This window comes from Achromobacter sp. 1011791174 (assembly GCF_059760925.1).
Genome location: NZ_JCBANH010000041.1, coordinates 36534 through 52039 on the forward strand (window position 1 = coordinate 36534; position 15506 = coordinate 52039).

16 protein-coding genes are annotated in these 15506 nt (G+C 69.2%); 12 read left to right on the top strand and 4 right to left on the bottom strand.

Annotated features, from left to right (window positions below; translation table 11 throughout):
- Positions 1-4 precede the first annotated feature (4 nt).
- From AC6LJ5_RS15925 to AC6LJ5_RS15950, 6 genes are read left to right on the top strand one after another with little or no spacing between them, the layout of a single operon-like run.
- Entirely contained in the window at positions 5-760 is a 756-nt protein-coding gene (locus AC6LJ5_RS15925) for an ABC transporter ATP-binding protein (RefSeq protein WP_103275655.1), read from the top strand.
- Complete coding sequence (locus AC6LJ5_RS15930; RefSeq protein ID WP_103275654.1) at positions 757-1674, top strand: HlyD family secretion protein; 918 nt, start codon at positions 757-759, stop codon at positions 1672-1674. The genes AC6LJ5_RS15925 and AC6LJ5_RS15930 overlap by 4 nt, the downstream gene beginning before the upstream one ends.
- Positions 1667-2386, top strand: a complete 720-nt coding sequence (locus AC6LJ5_RS15935) for an MtnX-like HAD-IB family phosphatase (RefSeq protein WP_498140971.1) — start codon at positions 1667-1669, stop codon at positions 2384-2386. Before AC6LJ5_RS15930 ends, AC6LJ5_RS15935 begins: the two co-directional genes overlap by 8 nt.
- Complete coding sequence (locus AC6LJ5_RS15940; protein WP_369869710.1) at positions 2383-3321, top strand: alpha/beta hydrolase; 939 nt, start codon at positions 2383-2385, stop codon at positions 3319-3321. Before AC6LJ5_RS15935 ends, AC6LJ5_RS15940 begins: the two co-directional genes overlap by 4 nt.
- A 4-nt stretch (positions 3322-3325) precedes the next feature.
- Complete coding sequence (locus tag AC6LJ5_RS15945; protein WP_103275652.1) at positions 3326-3685, top strand: EamA family transporter; 360 nt, start codon at positions 3326-3328, stop codon at positions 3683-3685.
- 4 nt (positions 3686-3689) lie between these two features.
- Positions 3690-4106 (top strand): DMT family transporter, encoded by a 417-nt coding sequence (locus tag AC6LJ5_RS15950; protein WP_103275651.1) that lies wholly within the window; start codon positions 3690-3692, stop codon positions 4104-4106.
- A gap of 102 nt (positions 4107-4208) precedes the next feature.
- Here the strand turns inward: AC6LJ5_RS15950 and AC6LJ5_RS15955 are convergent, their stop codons facing one another.
- From AC6LJ5_RS15955 to AC6LJ5_RS15970, 4 genes are all read right to left on the bottom strand, one after another.
- On the bottom strand, positions 4209-5132 hold the full coding sequence (locus AC6LJ5_RS15955; RefSeq protein WP_498140972.1) for a hypothetical protein: 924 nt from the start codon (positions 5130-5132) through the stop codon (positions 4209-4211).
- Positions 5117-6178 (bottom strand): GNAT family N-acetyltransferase, encoded by a 1062-nt coding sequence (locus tag AC6LJ5_RS15960; protein WP_392409825.1) that lies wholly within the window; start codon positions 6176-6178, stop codon positions 5117-5119. The genes AC6LJ5_RS15955 and AC6LJ5_RS15960 overlap by 16 nt, the downstream gene beginning before the upstream one ends.
- On the bottom strand, positions 6178-7554 hold the full coding sequence (locus AC6LJ5_RS15965; RefSeq protein WP_103275648.1) for an aspartate aminotransferase family protein: 1377 nt from the start codon (positions 7552-7554) through the stop codon (positions 6178-6180). Before AC6LJ5_RS15965 ends, AC6LJ5_RS15960 begins: the two co-directional genes overlap by 1 nt.
- Before the next feature lie 134 nt (positions 7555-7688).
- Complete coding sequence (locus AC6LJ5_RS15970) at positions 7689-8255, bottom strand: TetR/AcrR family transcriptional regulator (protein ID WP_498140973.1); 567 nt, start codon at positions 8253-8255, stop codon at positions 7689-7691.
- A 209-nt stretch (positions 8256-8464) separates the two neighbouring features.
- Between AC6LJ5_RS15970 and AC6LJ5_RS15975 the strand changes: the two genes are divergently transcribed.
- From AC6LJ5_RS15975 to AC6LJ5_RS16000, 6 genes are all read left to right on the top strand, one after another.
- A complete protein-coding gene (locus AC6LJ5_RS15975) occupies positions 8465-9598 on the top strand; it encodes an efflux RND transporter periplasmic adaptor subunit (protein WP_103276605.1) in 1134 nt (377 codons plus the stop codon).
- A gap of 68 nt (positions 9599-9666) precedes the next feature.
- Complete coding sequence (locus AC6LJ5_RS15980) at positions 9667-12801, top strand: multidrug efflux RND transporter permease subunit (protein WP_103275646.1); 3135 nt, start codon at positions 9667-9669, stop codon at positions 12799-12801.
- Entirely contained in the window at positions 12798-12974 is a 177-nt protein-coding gene (locus AC6LJ5_RS15985) for a hypothetical protein (RefSeq protein WP_498140974.1), read from the top strand. The genes AC6LJ5_RS15980 and AC6LJ5_RS15985 overlap by 4 nt, the downstream gene beginning before the upstream one ends.
- A gap of 3 nt (positions 12975-12977) precedes the next feature.
- Complete coding sequence (locus AC6LJ5_RS15990; protein WP_498140975.1) at positions 12978-14453, top strand: efflux transporter outer membrane subunit; 1476 nt, start codon at positions 12978-12980, stop codon at positions 14451-14453.
- A 16-nt stretch (positions 14454-14469) separates the two neighbouring features.
- Positions 14470-15207 carry a TetR family transcriptional regulator gene (locus AC6LJ5_RS15995; protein WP_103275644.1) on the top strand — a complete coding sequence of 246 codons (738 nt, stop codon included), beginning with the start codon at positions 14470-14472 and terminating at the stop codon, positions 15205-15207.
- A 1-nt stretch (position 15208) separates the two neighbouring features.
- Positions 15209-15506, top strand: a 298-nt coding sequence (locus AC6LJ5_RS16000) for a hypothetical protein (RefSeq protein WP_498140976.1), incomplete at its 3' end; no start/stop codon positions are given.

The window sequence follows — 15506 nt, forward strand, 5'->3', positions numbered from 1 at the left end:
GGTCATGAAACGTGATTTTTCGATGTCCCCGGAAGTCCAGGCCACGGTCGAGCCGAGCCTGGAAGCCTTCAGGCTGGGCAAGGCCTTCCTGTCCGGCGTGGTGAAGGTGCAGGTGCTGCAAGGCCTGTCGCTGGCCGTGTATCCGGGCGAGCTGACGCTGATTTCCGGTCCGTCCGGCTGTGGCAAGAGCACGCTGCTGTCGCTGCTGTCCGGCCTGCAGCATCCGGATGACGGCAAGGCCCATGCGCTGGGGCAGGACCTGGGCGCCATGAGCCGCCGCGACCTCGAGCGCTTCCGGCTGCACCATACGGGCTTCGTGTTCCAGGGCTTCAACCTGTTTCCGGCGCTCACGGCGCTGGAACAGGTCCAGCTGCCGCTGGGCTACCTGGGCATGCGCGACCAGGAAAGCGCCCGGCTGGCGAGCCGTGCGCTGGACGAGGTCGGCCTGTCGCATCGGGCGCACATGCGCCCGGCGCAGCTGTCCGGCGGCGAGAAACAGCGGGTCGCGATCGCCCGCGCCATCGCCAAGGAGCCCGAGCTGCTGTTCGCCGACGAACCCACCAGCGCGCTGGACGCGGAGAACGGCCAACGGGTCGTGGACATCCTGCATCGCTTCGCCCGCAACCACGGGGCCACGGTCCTGTGCGTGAGCCATGATCCACGCCTGGTCCGGCATGCCGACCGCGTCGTCGGCATGGAGGACGGGGCCATACGCAGCGACCGGCGCATCGCCACAGATTCACTAGGAGCAAAAGCATGAAGCATTCGTCGGGCGCGCGTTGGCGCGCGCTCCTCATCGTGGCGGTCCTGACGCTGAGCGCGTGTTCCGAGCGCAGCGATCCCAAGGAGACGGTGGAACGGCAGCCGGCGCGGGACGGCCAGCGCGCGGCGGCGGTCGCCCGGGGCAAGATCGAAGTCGACGGCGGGCTGGTGGCGCTGGCGCCGGCGCTGGCCGGCACGGTGGCCAGCCTGACGGTGCGCGAGGGCGACCGCGTGCAGCGTGGCCAGCTGCTGCTGGCGCAGGCCAGCCAGGTGTCCTCGGCCGCCGTCGCGGTCGCCACTTCCGAGCTGAAGCTGGCCCGCGCGCGGCAGCAGGCCGCCGAGGGCCGCCTGCCCGAGCTGAAGCAGGCCGCCGCGCGTTATGCGCAGGCGGTGCGCGCCGGGGCCGCGCAGCCCCAGCTGGCCGATGACGCGCAGCAGCGTCTGCGCGACGCCCAGTCCGACGTGGCGGTGGCCACGGCCGAGGCGGCGGTCGCGCAGCAGCGCCTGGAACAGGCCAAGGTCGCATTGCAGCAGCTCGAGCTGCGCGCGCCGGAGGACGGCGTGATCGTGGGCGTGACGGCCCGGCAGGGCGGACGCCTGGAAGCGGGCGCCCCGGCCCTGACGCTGTTGCCCGCGCGCCCGCTGATCGTGCGCGCCGAACTCAATTCCGCCTACGTCGCCTCGGTGCGCGTGGGCATGCGCGCCACGGTGGCGTCCGACATGGACTCGGCGGCGGCCGCGCCCGCTCTGCCTTCGGCCAAGCTGGTGCGCATCAGCCCCATCTACGGCAACGGCCGCCTGCAGGACGACGCCCAGCGCGGTCCTGTGCGCGTGGTCGAGTGCATCCTGGAATTCGACGGCCCGGCAGAGGCGATCGTCGGCCAAAACGTGAGAGTGACTTTCCATGAATGACAACTTCGAGCTGCAAGTGCGCTGGAACGGTGGCAAGGCGACCGTTCCGGAATGGACGATCCAGTGCGATTTCGACGGCACCATCAGCCTGCAGGACGTGACCGACACGCTGCTGCAGCGTCACGGCATGCCGGGCTGGGAAGACCTGGAAGACGCCTGGGAGCGCGGCGAGATCGGTTCGCGCGAGTGCATGAGCGGCCAGGTGGCGCTGCTGGACATGAGCGTGGCCGAGCTGCGCGAGGCGCTGGAGCAGGTCCATGTCGATCCGGGCTTTGTCCGCTTCGTCGACCAGGCCCGCCAGCTCGGCATCGGCGTGCAGGTGGTCAGCGACGGGCTGGACTACGCCATCCAGGTCATCCTGGCGCGCGAGGGCATGGGCGATCTGCCCATCGTGGCCAACCGGCTGCTGCCGGCCGGGCCGCGCCGCTGGAAGCTGGAAACGCCCTGGTCGCGGCCGGACTGCGCCAGCGCCAACTGCAAGTGCGGCCAGCTCGCCGGGCAGCAAGCCGCGGGCAAGCGCGTGCTGTACGTGGGCGACGGCAGCTCGGACTTCTGCGTTTCGGGCAAGGCCGAGCACGTGCTGGCCAAGGCCAAGCTGCTGGATCACTGCCGCGCCAACGGCATCGTGCATTCCGCCTTCGTCGACTTCGACGAGGCGCTGTCGCGCCTGCCCCTGATCCTGTCCGGCCAGAACGAGGAGTCCACGGCATGAACAAGGCCGCCACCGTCCTGGCGCCGCCCGGCGCGGGATACCTCCGGGGCGAAGCGCGCGAACGCGCCGAGCCGCTGGAAATGCTGGCCGATGAGTACCTGCTCGAAGGGCAGGGCGAGCGCGCGCGCACCGGCATCCTGCTGATCCACGGCCTGACCGGCACGCCCAACGAGATGCGGGTGCTGGCGCGTGGCCTGCACCTGCAGGGCTACACCGTGTACGCCGTCAAGCTGGCCGGTCACTGTGGCACGCTGGACGATCTGGTCGGCACCAGCTGGCTGGACTGGCTGGCCAGCGTGCGGCGCGGCGCGGACCTGCTGTCGCGCCGCGTCGACCGCGTGGTGGTCGGCGGCCTGTCGATGGGCGCCGTGCTGGCGCTGGCCCTGGCGCAGGAGCGTCCCGAGCACATCGCCGGCGTGCTGGCGCTGTCGCCGGCGTTCCGCCACGACGGCTGGAGCATGCCGCGCTATACCAAGCTGGCCTGCCTGCTGCCCGTCATGCGCGCGCTGGGCATCGGCCGGCGCAGCGTGTTCATGGAACAGCCGCCCTACGGCATCAAGGACGAGGCGCTGCGCGCCCGCGTGGTTTCGCAGATGCACGCCGGCGACAGCGCCGCCTCGGGCCTGCCGGGCAACCCCTGGTGGTCGGTGGTGGAAATGCACAAGCTGGCGCGCTCGGTGCTGCGCAACATGCCGGCGCTGCGCGCGCCCTGCCTGGTCATGCACGCGCGCAACGACGACATCGCCTCGGTGTCGAACGCCTACGAGATCCAGCGGCGGGCCGTCAACGCGCCCGTCACGCTGCAACTGCTGGACGACAGTTATCACATGATCACCATCGACCGCGAGCGTCGGGTGGTCATCGCTCGCGCGGCGGCCTTCGTGACCGAGCTGGTCGAGGGCGCGAAGCCAGGGGGCGGCGCCGATGTGGAATGAGGCAATGACACCGCTGGTGGTGACGCTGTGGATCCTGAACCTGCTGTTCGACAGCGTGGGCCAGCTGATCTTCAAGGCCGCCGCGGTCGATCCGAAGCTGGGCGAGGGCGCGGGCCGCTGGCGCCGGATGGCGCGCCGGCCCTGGCTGTGGCTGGGCATAGGCTGCTACGTGCTGGAATTCGTCCTGTGGCTGGCGTTCATCTCCCTGGTGCCGCTGTCGGACGGCGTGCTGCTGGGATCGATCAGCATCGTGGTCGTCATGCTGCTGGGCCGGGTGTTCTTCCGCGAGCGGCTCACGCCCTTGCGGGTGCTGGGCATCCTGCTGGTGTCGCTGGGCGTGGGCATCGTGGGATTGAAGGGGTAAGGCAATGCGGCGTTTCTATCTGATCGGTTTCCTGGCGCTGATGGCGTTCGACACCTTGGCGCAGATCAGCTTCAAGGTGGCGGGCGAGCATGCGCTGCCGCTGGAATTCTCGCCGGCGTGGCTGCTGCGCGTGTTCGGCCAGCCCTGGATCTACGGCGCCTTCATCGGCTACCTGGGTGCATTCTTCACGTGGATGGTGCTGCTCAAGCACGCGCCCATCGGGCCGGCCTTCGCCGCCTCGTATCTGGAGATCGTCGCGGTGCTGGTGATTTCGGCGGTATGGTTCGGCGAGCCCATCGGCTGGCCGCAGATCCTCGGCACGGTGCTCATCCTGGGCGGCATCTGCTGCCTGGCGGTCAGCGAGTCCTCGACGGTGCCGAAGATCGAGCATGCGGGGCAGCCGGCGCAACACGGCGCCTGACGGTCGCGCGCGGCGGGCATGGCCCGCCGCCGCTTGCCCGGCCGGGCGGTCCGGCCCGCGGGCGCCGCGCCGCCCCATGGCGGGCGCGGACACAAGACCGTTTCAGCGCGCGCGCGCCGCGTCCAGCAATTCGACGATCTGCCAGTTGAACGCGTTCTGGCGCGCCTGCCATTGCGGCAGTTCCCTGTCCTGGTGCGCGGTGTCCTGGCCGTCGGCGGCGCTGAGCCAGCGCTTCCACGCGGTCCGGTAGTGCCAGACCGAGACATCGCCGGTGACATCGCTGCCGACGATCTGGCCATGCAAGGCCTGCGCCAGCGTCTTCAGGTCGGCGCGCAGCAGCACGCCCTGGTCCCAGTTGGTGCGCACCTCGTCGGCCGAGAACGCATCCTTGTCGATGCTGAAATAGGTATCCATCGGCCTGGCCGCCAGCTCCTGGCGGGCCGCCTCCACCAGCGTCGCGCGGTCGGGGAAGCTGCGAAAGCGCGGCCCCAGGCCCAGCCAGCGCGACCAGCGCGTATCGACGCCGGTGCTCCAGTACGTGACCTTGCCGCTCCAGACGGAGCCCAGGTTGTGTTCCCAGGCATGCGCGGCGCCCAGGTCGCCGGAAGTGATGCCGATGACGTGCACGTGCGCCACCTGCGGCAGCCGCGCGACGCGGCGCACCCAGGAGCCGCAATGCACGCCCCAGGGAAAGCGCATGTTGTCGGGATGGTTGTCCAGCACCACCACGCGCAGGCTGGCGGGGGCGCGCCCCGCCGCGCAGCGCTCGATCAGCGGCCAGCTCAGGTGATGGAAGTCGCCGCTGCCCATGAAGACGGTGCCGTGGTCGGCGGGGGCCGGCATGCGGCTGGTCAGGTTGCGCATGCAGGATCGCAGCACGTCCTGGCGGCAGCCGAAGCGGATCGCCTCGCGCCAGTCGTCGTTCAGCGCCAGCCGGATCTCGCCGGGCAGGGCGCCGACGGAACTGTCGGTGTCCAGCACGACGGGCGGGTGGCGCAGGGCGGATTGTTCTACTTGGTGATCCATTGGCTGTCCGTGGTGAAGCGGCTGGAAAAACGCCGGGCCACGGCCCGCAGCAGCGGATTGCGCACATAGACCACGTGGCGCGTGGCGGTGAAGCGGGCGCCCAGCAGCGCCTTGACCCCGGGATCGGTCCAGCCGGCGATGTAGTGCCGCAGCCCGCGTTCCAGCGCGTATTCCAGGTTGACCATCCAGCTCACGAAATACAGGTTCATCTCGCGTGAGGCCGGATACGAGAGACCGATGTACTTGTCGGTCAGCCGTTCGCCGTCGTCGAAGCAGAGGTTCCAGCCCAGCATCTGGCCAGTCTCGGCATGCCGGTATTCGAACACGATGCCGCCGCTGCCGCCGTCGCGCAGCAGCGCCGCGAAGTAGGGCCGCGTCAGGCGGTCGAAATGGATTTCGCTCTGGGCGTAGACCTGCTCGTACAGCGCATAGTACGCGTCCACGCGGGCATCGTCGGCGTAGGCCTCGCCCGTGGGCACGCGCCGCACCGCGATCTGCTCGCGGCTGCGCAGCTTGCGCTTCAGGTAGCGGCGCGCGTCCTTGGGCAGGCGGTCCAGATACGCGTCGCCGTCGGCGAAGTCGATGGGCACGTAGGCCAGCGCCTGGCCGTCCAGCACCACGAAGCCCTGCTCCGTGCAGGCCTGGACGACCTGGTCGGCCAGCGCGTTGTCGGCCTCGGACAGCAGCGGCGAGCGCAGCGGCAGATCCTTGAAGATGGTCAGGGCGTATTGCCTGCCCGGCCCCTGGCGCAGCGTCCGCGCCAGCGCATCGGGATCGGCGGCGGCCGGCAGCAAGGCGTACTCGCTGACCGTGGTGCCGATGAAGGCGGCGCGCAGCGTGAGCCAGCGCGACCACCAGCCGTGGCCCGGCAGGCCGCGGATACGCGTCTTGAAGTCGTCGTCGGCCGTCGTCAGCAGATCGAACGGCGCGGCGAAGGCCGGCAGCGGCAGGCCTTCGATGATCTTGAAGCCTTCCGGGGGATGCGCCAGGAAGCACTCGAGCAGGGCAGCCGGCTCGAGTGCGTTGCGCAGTGACTGCCCCGGCATCAGGCCCGCTTGGCCCGCGAGATCAGCTGGTCGAGCAGGGCCATGGCCTCGTCGATTTCCGAACGGCTGATCATGAGCGACGGCGCGAACGTGATCACGTTCTTGTAGTAGCCGCCCACGTCCAGCACCAGGCCGCGCTTGCCGCCCTGGAAGTCCAGGTCGCCGGCCAGGCCGATGTCGACCATCTTGTCCAGCAGCGCCTTGTTGGGCGTGAAGCCGTCCTCGGTGCAGATCTCGGCGCGCAGCGCCAGGCCCAGGCCGTCGACGTCGCCGATTTCGCGGTGACGCTTCTGCAGGTCGCGCAGGCCTTCCAGGAAGTAGGCGCCCGACTCGCGCACCTGGCGGCCGAAGTCCATCTCGTGCGTCATCTTCATGACTTCCAGGCCCAGGGCGGTGCCCAGCGGGTTGGAGGCGAAGGTGGAGTGCGTGGAGCCCGGCGGGAACAGGGTCGGGTTGATCAGTTCTTCGCGCGCCCACAGGCCCGACAGCGCGTTCAGGCCGTTGGTCAGCGCCTTGGCGAAGACCAGCACGTCCGGCTTGACGCCGAAGTTCTCGACCGACCACAGCGTGCCGGTGCGCCAGAAGCCCATCTGGATCTCATCGACCACCAGCAGCACGCCGTGATCGTCCAGCACCTTCTTCAGGCCCTTGAAGAAATTCGGCGGCGGCACGACGTAGCCGCCCGTGCCCTGGATGGGCTCGACGTAGAAGGCCGCGTACTCGCACTGGTTGGTCTTGGGGTCCCAGATGGCGTGGTACTCGTTCTCGAACTTGCGCGCGAATTCCTTGACGATGGAATCCGAGTATTCCTCGGCCGTCATGCCCTTGGGGCGGCGGAACGGGTAGGGGAAGGGGATGAACTGCGCGCGGTCGCCGAAGTGGCCGTAGCGGCGGCGATAGCGGTAGCTGGAGGTGATGCTGGAGGCGCCCAGCGTGCGGCCGTGGTAGCCGCCCTCGAAGGCGAACATCAGGCTCTTGCCGCCGCTGGCGTTGCGCACGACCTTGAGCGAATCCTCGATGGCCTGGGCGCCGCCCACGTTGAAGTGCACGCGGCCCGTGTGGCCCCACTTCTTTTCCGCATCTTGCGCGATGAACTTGGCCAGCTCGATCTTGGTCGGGTGCAGGTACTGGCTGGCGACCTGCGGCAAGGACTGCAGCTGCTCGATCATCTTCTGTTCGAGGCGCTTGTTCTTGTAGCCGAAGTTCACGGCCGAGTACCACATCTGCAGGTCCAGATACGCGGTGCCGGCGTCGTCGTACATGTAGCTGCCTTCGCAGCCCGTGAAAATCTTGGGCGGATTGACGTAATGCACCGTATCGCCGAACGAACAATAGCGGGCTTCATCTGCCAGCAGGCTGGCGGTATCGATGGACATGGACGCGGATCTCCGTAAAAGTCGCGGAGCGAGTGTGCGCGCCCAAGGTTGCTCGACTGTCGAGGAATTGTGGAAGGAATGTGGAGCGCGGCCCGGTCTGCAACCGGACCGTCATGAACGCTCCACCATGCGCGTCAGCCGCGGACGTCCGTGGCCCCTTCCAGGAACAGTTTCTGCACCATGGCGCCCATGCCCAGCGGCGCGATCTCGCCGCGCTGCACCGCGTCCATCGCCGCGTACAGCAGGTAATCGTAGGCCCGCACCAGCCACAGGGCCGGCACATCGATCCGGAAGGCGCCGGCCTTCTGGCCGTTCAGGAAGAAGGTTTCCAGCGTCTGTCCGTAGAACGAGGGCAGGGGCAGGTCGGCCGTTTCGGTCCTGGCGTCGATCATGCGCACCCATTCGGCGTGATTCCAGAACACGTAGTACTCGCGGCCTTGCACGACCACGTCGGTCAGCCGTTGCAGCGCGTCCGGATAGGGCGGCGTGTGCAGGTCGGCGCGGGCCGGCGCGTCCTGCAGGTGCTGGATGGCCCGGGTCATCAACAGCTCGATGACGCCTTCGCGGGTGGGGGAGATGCGGTACAGCGTGGCCTTGCTGATCCCGGCGGCGCGCGCCAGCTGTTGCAGGCTGGCCCTGGGTTGCTGCGCGATCGACAGCGCCAGCGCGCGCGCCAGCTTGTCGTCTAGGGGGTCGGACATGGATTTCTCCGGATAAAAAACAGGGTCAGATCCTAATGATCTGACTGGATTCAGCTAACTGTAAAAATCGATGGTTGCCAGTCTAATACGAATTAAATGAGTTCACAAAAATTAATTTGAATCTAAGTTGACTTATTTTGTTCTGATCAATATCATACGGTCCTGAATCGCCTCACTCTCGGGGCGGCATCGGAATGCCAGAGGACAACATGACCCAGTTCAGAGCCAGTGCAGCGGCCCTAAGCCTGACCGCCTTGCTCGCCGGATGCGGCGGCCAGGACCCCCAGGCGGCGCAAGACCAGACCATCGACGTGGCCCCGCTCGTCGTCGCGCCGCGATCCCAGGCCATCCTGGCCGACCTGCCGGGCCGGATCTCGCCGGTGCGCGTGGCCGAGGTGCGCGCCCGGGTGGCGGGCATCGTCCAGAAGCGCCACTTCGAGGAAGGCGCGACCGTCAAGGAAGGCGACCTGCTGTTCACGATCGAGCCGGCCCCGTTCGAAGCCGCGCTGGCCCGGGCGCAGGGCGCGCTGGCGCGGGCCCAGGCCCAGGTCCGCCAGGCCCAGGCGCTGGCCGACCGCTACCAGCCGCTGGTGAAGATCGCGGCCGTCAGCCGTCAGGAATACGACGATGCCGTCGCCGCCCTGCAGACCGCCAAGGCCAACCAGGTGTCGGCGCAGGCCGACGTCAAGACCGCCCAGCTCGATCTGGGCTATGCCAGCGTGCGCGCGCCGATCTCGGGCCGCATCGGCCGGGGCCTGGTGACCGAGGGCAGTCTGGTGGGCCAGGGCGAATCCACGCCCATGGCGCTGATCCAGCAGCTCGATCCGGTCTATGCCGACTTCCGCCAGCCCGTCAACGCGCTGCTCAAGCTGCGCGAGGCGGCGGCCGGGGCGCAGGCCGAGCCGGCGGTCAGCGTGCGCGTCGACGGCACCGGCTACACGGCCAAGGGCAAGCTGCTGTTCTCCGACGTTTCGGTGGATCCGGGCACGGGCCAGGTGATGCTGCGCGGCCAGTTCAGCAATCCCGACGGACTGCTGCTGCCGGGCATGTACGTGCGCGTCAGCGCCGAGCAGGGCGTGCAGAGCAACGCCATCTTCGTGCCGCAGCGCGCCGTCATGCGCGGCGCCGACGGACAGGCCAAGGTGCTGGTCGCGGCCGACGGCAAGGCGCAGGAGCGTCCGGTGCAGACCGGCGCCATGCAGGGATCGGAATGGCAGATCACGCAGGGACTGGCCGCGGGCGACCAGGTCATCGTCGACGGCGCCGCCAAGATCCCGCCCGGCACGCCGCTGCGCGTGCAAGCGGCCGGCGCCCAGGCGCCCGCCCAGCAAGCCGCGCAATGAGCGCGACCGCCCCGCGCGCCGCCCCGCATCCCGCGCCGCGGCAGCCCTGAGCCCAGACGGATTCCATCATGCCGAATTTCTTCATCAAGCGGCCCAACTTCGCGTTGGTGATCGCGATCTTCATCGCCCTGGCGGGCCTGCTCGCCATTTCCTCGCTGCCGGTGGCGCAGTACCCCAGCGTCGCGCCGCCCCAGGTCATCATCAAGGCGACCTATCCGGGCGCGTCCGCCGAGGTCATCAACAACACCGTCATCAGCCTCATCGAGGAAGAACTGAACGGCGCCAAGGGCCTGCTCTACTACGAGTCGCAGAGCAACAGCGCCGGCGTCGCCGAAACCACCGTCACCTTCGAGCCGGGCACCAACCCCGACCTGGCGCAGGTGGATGTGCAGAACCGCATCAAGCGGGTGGAATCGCGCCTGCCGCAGGCCGTGGTCCAGCAGGGTCTGCAACTGGAACAGGCCAGCTCCAGCTTCCTGCTGATCTACGCGCTGACGTACAAGGACGCGGGCAAGGACCAGGTCGGCCTGGCCGACTACGCGGCCCGCAACATCAACAATGAAATCCGGCGCGTGCCGGGCGTGGGCCGGGTGCAGATGTTCGCGGCCGAGCGCGCGTTGCGCATCTGGATCGATCCGGCCAAGCTGGTCGGTTACGGCCTGTCGGTCGACGAGGTCAACAAGGCCATCGCCGCGCAGAACATGCAGGTTTCCGGCGGCTCCACCGGCGAGCAGCCCAGCCCGTCCGAGCAGGAAATCACCGCGAGCATCATGGTCGAGGGCCAGCTCAGCAGCATTCCGGAATTCGAGGCCATCGTGCTGCGCGCCAATCCGGACGGCTCCACCGTGCGCCTGGGCGACGTCGCCCGCGTCGAGATGGGACGCCAGGACTACCGCATGTCCAGCCGCCTGAACGGCCAGCCGGCCGCCGCCATGGGCGTGCAGCTGGCGCCCGGCGCCAACGCGCTGGAAACCGCCCAGGGCATCAAGACCCGCCTGGCCGAGCTGTCGAAGAATTTTCCCAGCGACGTGTCGTACAGCGTGCCGTTCGACACCTCCATCTTCGTGAAGGTGGCCATCTCCAAGGTGCTGATGACGCTGGCCGAGGCCGTCGTCCTGGTGTTCCTGGTGATGCTGCTGTTCCTGCAGAACCTGCGCTATACGCTGATTCCCACCATCGTGGTGCCGATCTGCCTGTTGGGCACGCTGGCGGTGATGCTGCCGTTGGGCTTCTCCGTCAACATGATGACCATGTTCGGCATGGTGCTGGCGATCGGCATCCTGGTGGACGACGCCATCGTGGTGGTCGAGAACGTCGAGCGCATCATGGCCGAGGAAGGCCTGTCGCCGAAGGACGCCACCATCAAGGCCATGGGCCAGATCAGCGGCGCCATCGTCGGCATCACGCTGGTGCTGGCCGCCGTGTTCCTGCCGCTGGCCTTCATGACCGGCTCGGTGGGCGTGATCTACCGCCAGTTCTCGGTGTCGCTGGCCGTGTCCATCCTGTTCTCGGGCTTCCTGGCGCTGACCCTGACGCCGGCGCTCAGCATCCTGCTGCTCAAGCCCATTGAAAAGGGTCATCACGAGAAGAAGGGCTTCTTCGGCTGGTTCAACCGCGTGTTCGCCCGCATGACCGACCGCTATTCGGCCACCAACGCGCGCCTGCTCGCACGCACCGGCCGCATGATGCTGCTGTACGCCGCGCTGGTGGGCGGGCTGGGCTATGTCTACACGAGCCTGCCGTCGGCCTTCCTGCCGACCGAGGACCAGGGCTACATGAACACCGACGTGCAGCTGCCGCCGGGCGCCACGCTGTCGCGCACGCTGGAAACGACCCAGCACCTGGAGCAGTACCTGGGCACGCGCCCGGCCGTTTCGGATGTGCTGACGGTGCAGGGCTTCAGCTTCTCCGGCCAGGGCCAGAACGCCGGCCTGGGCTTCGTGATGTTCAAGGACTGGGCCAAGCGCGACAAGAATGAATCGGCCATGGCCGAGGCCGACCAGGCCAACCAGAACCTGGCGCTGGTTCCCGATGGCACGCTGTTCTCGGTGGTGCCGCCCTCGGTCGAAGGCATGGGCAACTCCTCGGGCTTCGCGCTGCGCCTGCAGGACCGCGCCGGCCTGGGCCGCGAGGCCCTGCTGTCGGCCACCGAAACCCTGATCAAGAAGGTGTTCGAGAACCCGCAGATCTTCTCGTACATGATGGTCGAGGGCCTGTCCGACGCGCCGGCGCTGGACCTGCGCATCGACCGCAACAAGGCCGAGGCCCTGGGCGTGCCGTTCGACGCCATCAACTCGGCGCTGTCCACCGCCTTCGGCTCGGCGCTGATCAACGAGTTCCCCAACAAGGGCCGCATGCAGCGCGTGATCGTGCAGGCCCAGCCTGAAAGCCGCACCACGCCGGAATCGGTGGCCAAGCTCAACGTGCGCAACCGTGCCGGCGAACTGGTGCCGATGGAGTCCTTCAGTGAAATCGGCTGGAAGCACGCGCCGATCCAGCTGATCCGCTACAACGGCTACCCCAGCATCAAGCTGATCGGCGATGCGGCGGCCGGTGGCAGCACGGGCGTGGCGATGAAGGAAGTCGAGCGCCTGATCGGCGAACTGCCCCCGGGCATCGGCTACGAATGGACCGGCCTGTCGTTCCAGGAAAAGGCCACGGGCTCGCAGGCGCCCATGCTGCTGGCGCTGGCGCTGCTGGTGGTGTTCCTGGTGCTGGTCGCGCTGTACGAAAGCTGGAAGATTCCCGCGTCCGTGCTGCTGATCGTGCCGGTGGGCGCGCTGGGCGCGGTGGCGGCGGTGATCGTGGCCGGCATGCCCAACGACGTGTACTTCAAGGTGGGCCTGGTCACCATCATCGGCCTGGCCGCCAAGAACGCGATCCTGATCATCGAGTTCGCCAAGGATCTGCACGAGCAGGGCCGTTCGCTGAAGGAAGCCGCGATCGAGGCCGCGCGCCTGCGCTTCCGCCCCATCGTGATGACCTCGGTCGCCTTCATCCTGGGCGTGGTGCCGCTGGTCATCGCCACCGGCGCCGGCGCCACCAGCCAGCGCGCCATCGGCACCGGCGTGCTGGGCGGCATGCTCAGCGCCACCTTCCTGGGCGTGCTGTTCGTGCCGGTGTTCTTCGTCTGGACGCTGTCGCTGGCCAAGGGCCGCAAGTCCAAGGCGGACGCGGTCGCGGCCACGGAGGGCAAGGCATGAAGTTCATGAGCGTCTTCTCCATGTTGAACGCCAGCGACGCCGGCGGCTTCGCGATGGCCGCCGCGCTTAGCGCGCTGGGCCTGGCGGCGCTGTGCGCCGGCGGGTATGCGCTGACCGCGCGCCGCGAGGCGCCGGCCACGGCGGGCCACCCCACGACGAATCAAGGAAAGTGAACGATGAATTCCCTGCAAGATCTTTATCGGCGTTTCAAGCCGCTGGTCGCGGCGGCGGCGGTCCTGGCCGCGCTGTCGGGCTGCGCCATGGCGCCCACCTACGAACGCCCGGCCGCGCCCATCGCGCAGCAATGGAGCGTGGACGGCCAGGCGGCCGCCGCGTCCGATGCCGGCCCGTCGGCCGCCTCGCTGGAATGGCGCGACTTCGTGACCGACCCGTCGCTGCGCGGGCTGATCGAGACGGCGCTGGCCAACAACCGGGACCTGCGCAAGACGCTGCTCAACGTCGAGGCGGCCCGCGCCATGTACCGCGTGCAGCGCGCCGACCGGCTGCCGACCATCGGCGCGCAGGCCAGCGGCACGCGCCAGCACAATCCCGTCGATCTGAACCCGAGCGGCAGGGCGGGCGTGCAGAGCGAGTGGCGCGCCGGCCTGGGCGTTACCGCTTTCGAGCTGGACCTGTTCGGGCGCGTGCGCAGCCTGTCGGAAGCCGCGCTGGAAGAGTATCTGGCCACCGAGAGCGGCGCGCGCAGCGCCCGCATCAGCCTGATCGCGGAAGTGATCGATGCCTACCTCGCGCGTGAAAGCGCCAGGGAGCGCGGCCTGCACACCGAACGGACGCTGGCCTCGCGCGAGCAGTCGCTGCAGCTGATCGAGCGGCGCCGCGCCGAAGGCATCGGCAGCGCGCTGGACCTGGAACAGGCCAGGGGACTGACCGAGCAGGCCCGCGCCGACCTGGCGCGCATGGAGCGCGAGTTCCGCCAGTCCACCAACGCGCTGACGCTGCTGGCCGGCGTCAGCGACATGAGCCCGTATCTGGCGCCGCACGAGGGCGCCACGCCCATGCTGGTGCAGCAGCTGGCGGCGGGCACGCCGTCCGAGATGCTGGCCAACCGGCCGGACATCCTGGCCGCCGAGCATCGCCTGAAGGCACGCAACGCCGACATCGGCGCCGCGCGCGCCGCCTTCTTCCCGCGCATTTCGCTGACCGGCATGTTCGGCAGCGCCAGTTCGGACCTGTCGGATCTGTTCAAGGGCGGCCAGCGCGCCTGGTCCTTCGCGCCGCAGGTCACGCTGCCGATCTTCGACGCCGGCCGCAATCTGGCGAATCTGGACCTGGCCAAGCTGCGCAAGGACATGGCGGTGGCCGAGTACGAACAGTCCATCCAGACCGCGTTCCGCGAAGTCATGGACGCGCTGGCGGCCACCGACACGCTGCGCCGGCAGGAAGACGCGCAGCGCGCGCAGGCCGCCAGCAGCCAGGCGGCGCTGGCCCTGTCCGAGGCGCGCTATCGCGGCGGCGTGGACAACTATCTGCGCTACCTGGACGCGCAGCGCAGCGACTTCGCCAACCAGATCGCGCTGATCGAGGTCCGCACGGAACGCCAGGCCGCGCTGGCCTCGCTGTTCCGCGCCCTGGGCGGCGGCTGGCGCGGCGGGAACGACGACGTGGTGGCGCAGGCCGCAACTCGGCGTTGAGACAAGGGAGCCGCACATGGCCAGACGCAAGCAGGGCGAAGCCGGCGCGACGCGCGATGCGGTGCTCGATGCCGCCGAAAGCGGCTTCCGCCTGCGGGGCGGCGCCCACGCCTCGGTGGAGTCGATCGCGGCGCAGGCCGGCTGGTCGCGCGGCGCGGCGAGCTATCACTTCCGTGGCAAGGCCGAACTGCTGAGAGCGGTCCTGGCCCGGGGGCGCCTGCCGCTGCTGCAGGACCTGCGGCGTCTCGCGCTGGCGCCGGGACCCGTCGTTCCCGCGCTGCTGGCGTGCGCGCAGCGCTGGATGGAGGCGCTGCAGGGCGACCCGCATGCCCGGAACGTCTTCGGCATCCTGGCCTGGGCCTATGACTATGCGGATGACTACGCGGGCATACGCCGCGAGACGCTGGCCCTGGGACTGCGCGAGTTCCGCCTGCTGCGCGGGCTGCTGCGGCGGGCCGAGGCGGCGGGCGAACTGCGCCTGGGCCTGGACGGCCACGAGTGCGCCCGGCTGCTGGCCGCCTGGTGGCTGGGAGCGGCCGCCAGCTGCGTGGCGACGCCTTACCGCAGCGGCGTGGCCGCCAGGCCGCGGTACGCGCGTTCGCTGCGGGTGCTGCATGCGCTGATCGCACGGCCGGACCCGGCCGACGACGCGGCGCCTCCGGCCAATGGCGCGGGCGCGGGCCGGCGCAAGCCGGTCGTGAGACGTACCTTCTTTGGCGGCGCCAGGGCGGCGCCCGGCACGGCGTCGCGCTGACATGCTGTTCCTCACCGCAAGCTACCTGCTGATCTACGTGAACATCGCGGCCGCCGTGCGCCACGTGGGCGGGCGTCTGGACCGCCGCTCGATATGCCTGGGAGCCGGCCATGCGCTGGCGGGCGCGGCGGCCCTGTCGGGGCTGCTGCTCGGCGCCGAGGTGATCGGGCCGCCGGCCTGGGGCGGGCTGCTCCCGGATACGGGAAACCGGGCTCCCCTGGCGTATTTCGTTGCCGGCGCGTTGAGCGTCCTGCTCCTGGCGGCCTCGCCGCGGCGCCCGACCTTTGCCGCGGGCGGGC

What these genes read in the sequence shown, in the direction of transcription:
- AC6LJ5_RS15930 (WP_103275654.1), top strand. Translation starts at nt 757, where the DNA reads ATGAAGCATTCGTCGGGCGCGCGTTGGCGCGCGCTCCTCATCGTGGCG.
- AC6LJ5_RS15940 (WP_369869710.1), top strand. Translation starts at nt 2,383, where the DNA reads ATGAACAAGGCCGCCACCGTCCTGGCGCCGCCCGGCGCGGGATACCTC.
- AC6LJ5_RS15950 (WP_103275651.1), top strand. Translation starts at nt 3,690, where the DNA reads ATGCGGCGTTTCTATCTGATCGGTTTCCTGGCGCTGATGGCGTTCGAC.
- AC6LJ5_RS15970 (WP_498140973.1), bottom strand. Translation starts at nt 8,255, where the DNA reads ATGTCCGACCCCCTAGACGACAAGCTGGCGCGCGCGCTGGCGCTGTCG.
- AC6LJ5_RS15995 (WP_103275644.1), top strand. Translation starts at nt 14,470, where the DNA reads ATGGCCAGACGCAAGCAGGGCGAAGCCGGCGCGACGCGCGATGCGGTG.
- AC6LJ5_RS15975 (WP_103276605.1), top strand. Translation starts at nt 8,465, where the DNA reads ATGACCCAGTTCAGAGCCAGTGCAGCGGCCCTAAGCCTGACCGCCTTG.
- AC6LJ5_RS15925 (WP_103275655.1), top strand. Translation starts at nt 5, where the DNA reads ATGAAACGTGATTTTTCGATGTCCCCGGAAGTCCAGGCCACGGTCGAG.
- AC6LJ5_RS15935 (WP_498140971.1), top strand. Translation starts at nt 1,667, where the DNA reads ATGAATGACAACTTCGAGCTGCAAGTGCGCTGGAACGGTGGCAAGGCG.
- AC6LJ5_RS15980 (WP_103275646.1), top strand. Translation starts at nt 9,667, where the DNA reads ATGCCGAATTTCTTCATCAAGCGGCCCAACTTCGCGTTGGTGATCGCG.
- AC6LJ5_RS15960 (WP_392409825.1), bottom strand. Translation starts at nt 6,178, where the DNA reads ATGCCGGGGCAGTCACTGCGCAACGCACTCGAGCCGGCTGCCCTGCTC.
- AC6LJ5_RS15955 (WP_498140972.1), bottom strand. Translation starts at nt 5,132, where the DNA reads ATGGATCACCAAGTAGAACAATCCGCCCTGCGCCACCCGCCCGTCGTG.
- AC6LJ5_RS15945 (WP_103275652.1), top strand. Translation starts at nt 3,326, where the DNA reads ATGACACCGCTGGTGGTGACGCTGTGGATCCTGAACCTGCTGTTCGAC.
- AC6LJ5_RS15985 (WP_498140974.1), top strand. Translation starts at nt 12,798, where the DNA reads ATGAAGTTCATGAGCGTCTTCTCCATGTTGAACGCCAGCGACGCCGGC.
- AC6LJ5_RS15965 (WP_103275648.1), bottom strand. Translation starts at nt 7,554, where the DNA reads ATGTCCATCGATACCGCCAGCCTGCTGGCAGATGAAGCCCGCTATTGT.
- AC6LJ5_RS15990 (WP_498140975.1), top strand. Translation starts at nt 12,978, where the DNA reads ATGAATTCCCTGCAAGATCTTTATCGGCGTTTCAAGCCGCTGGTCGCG.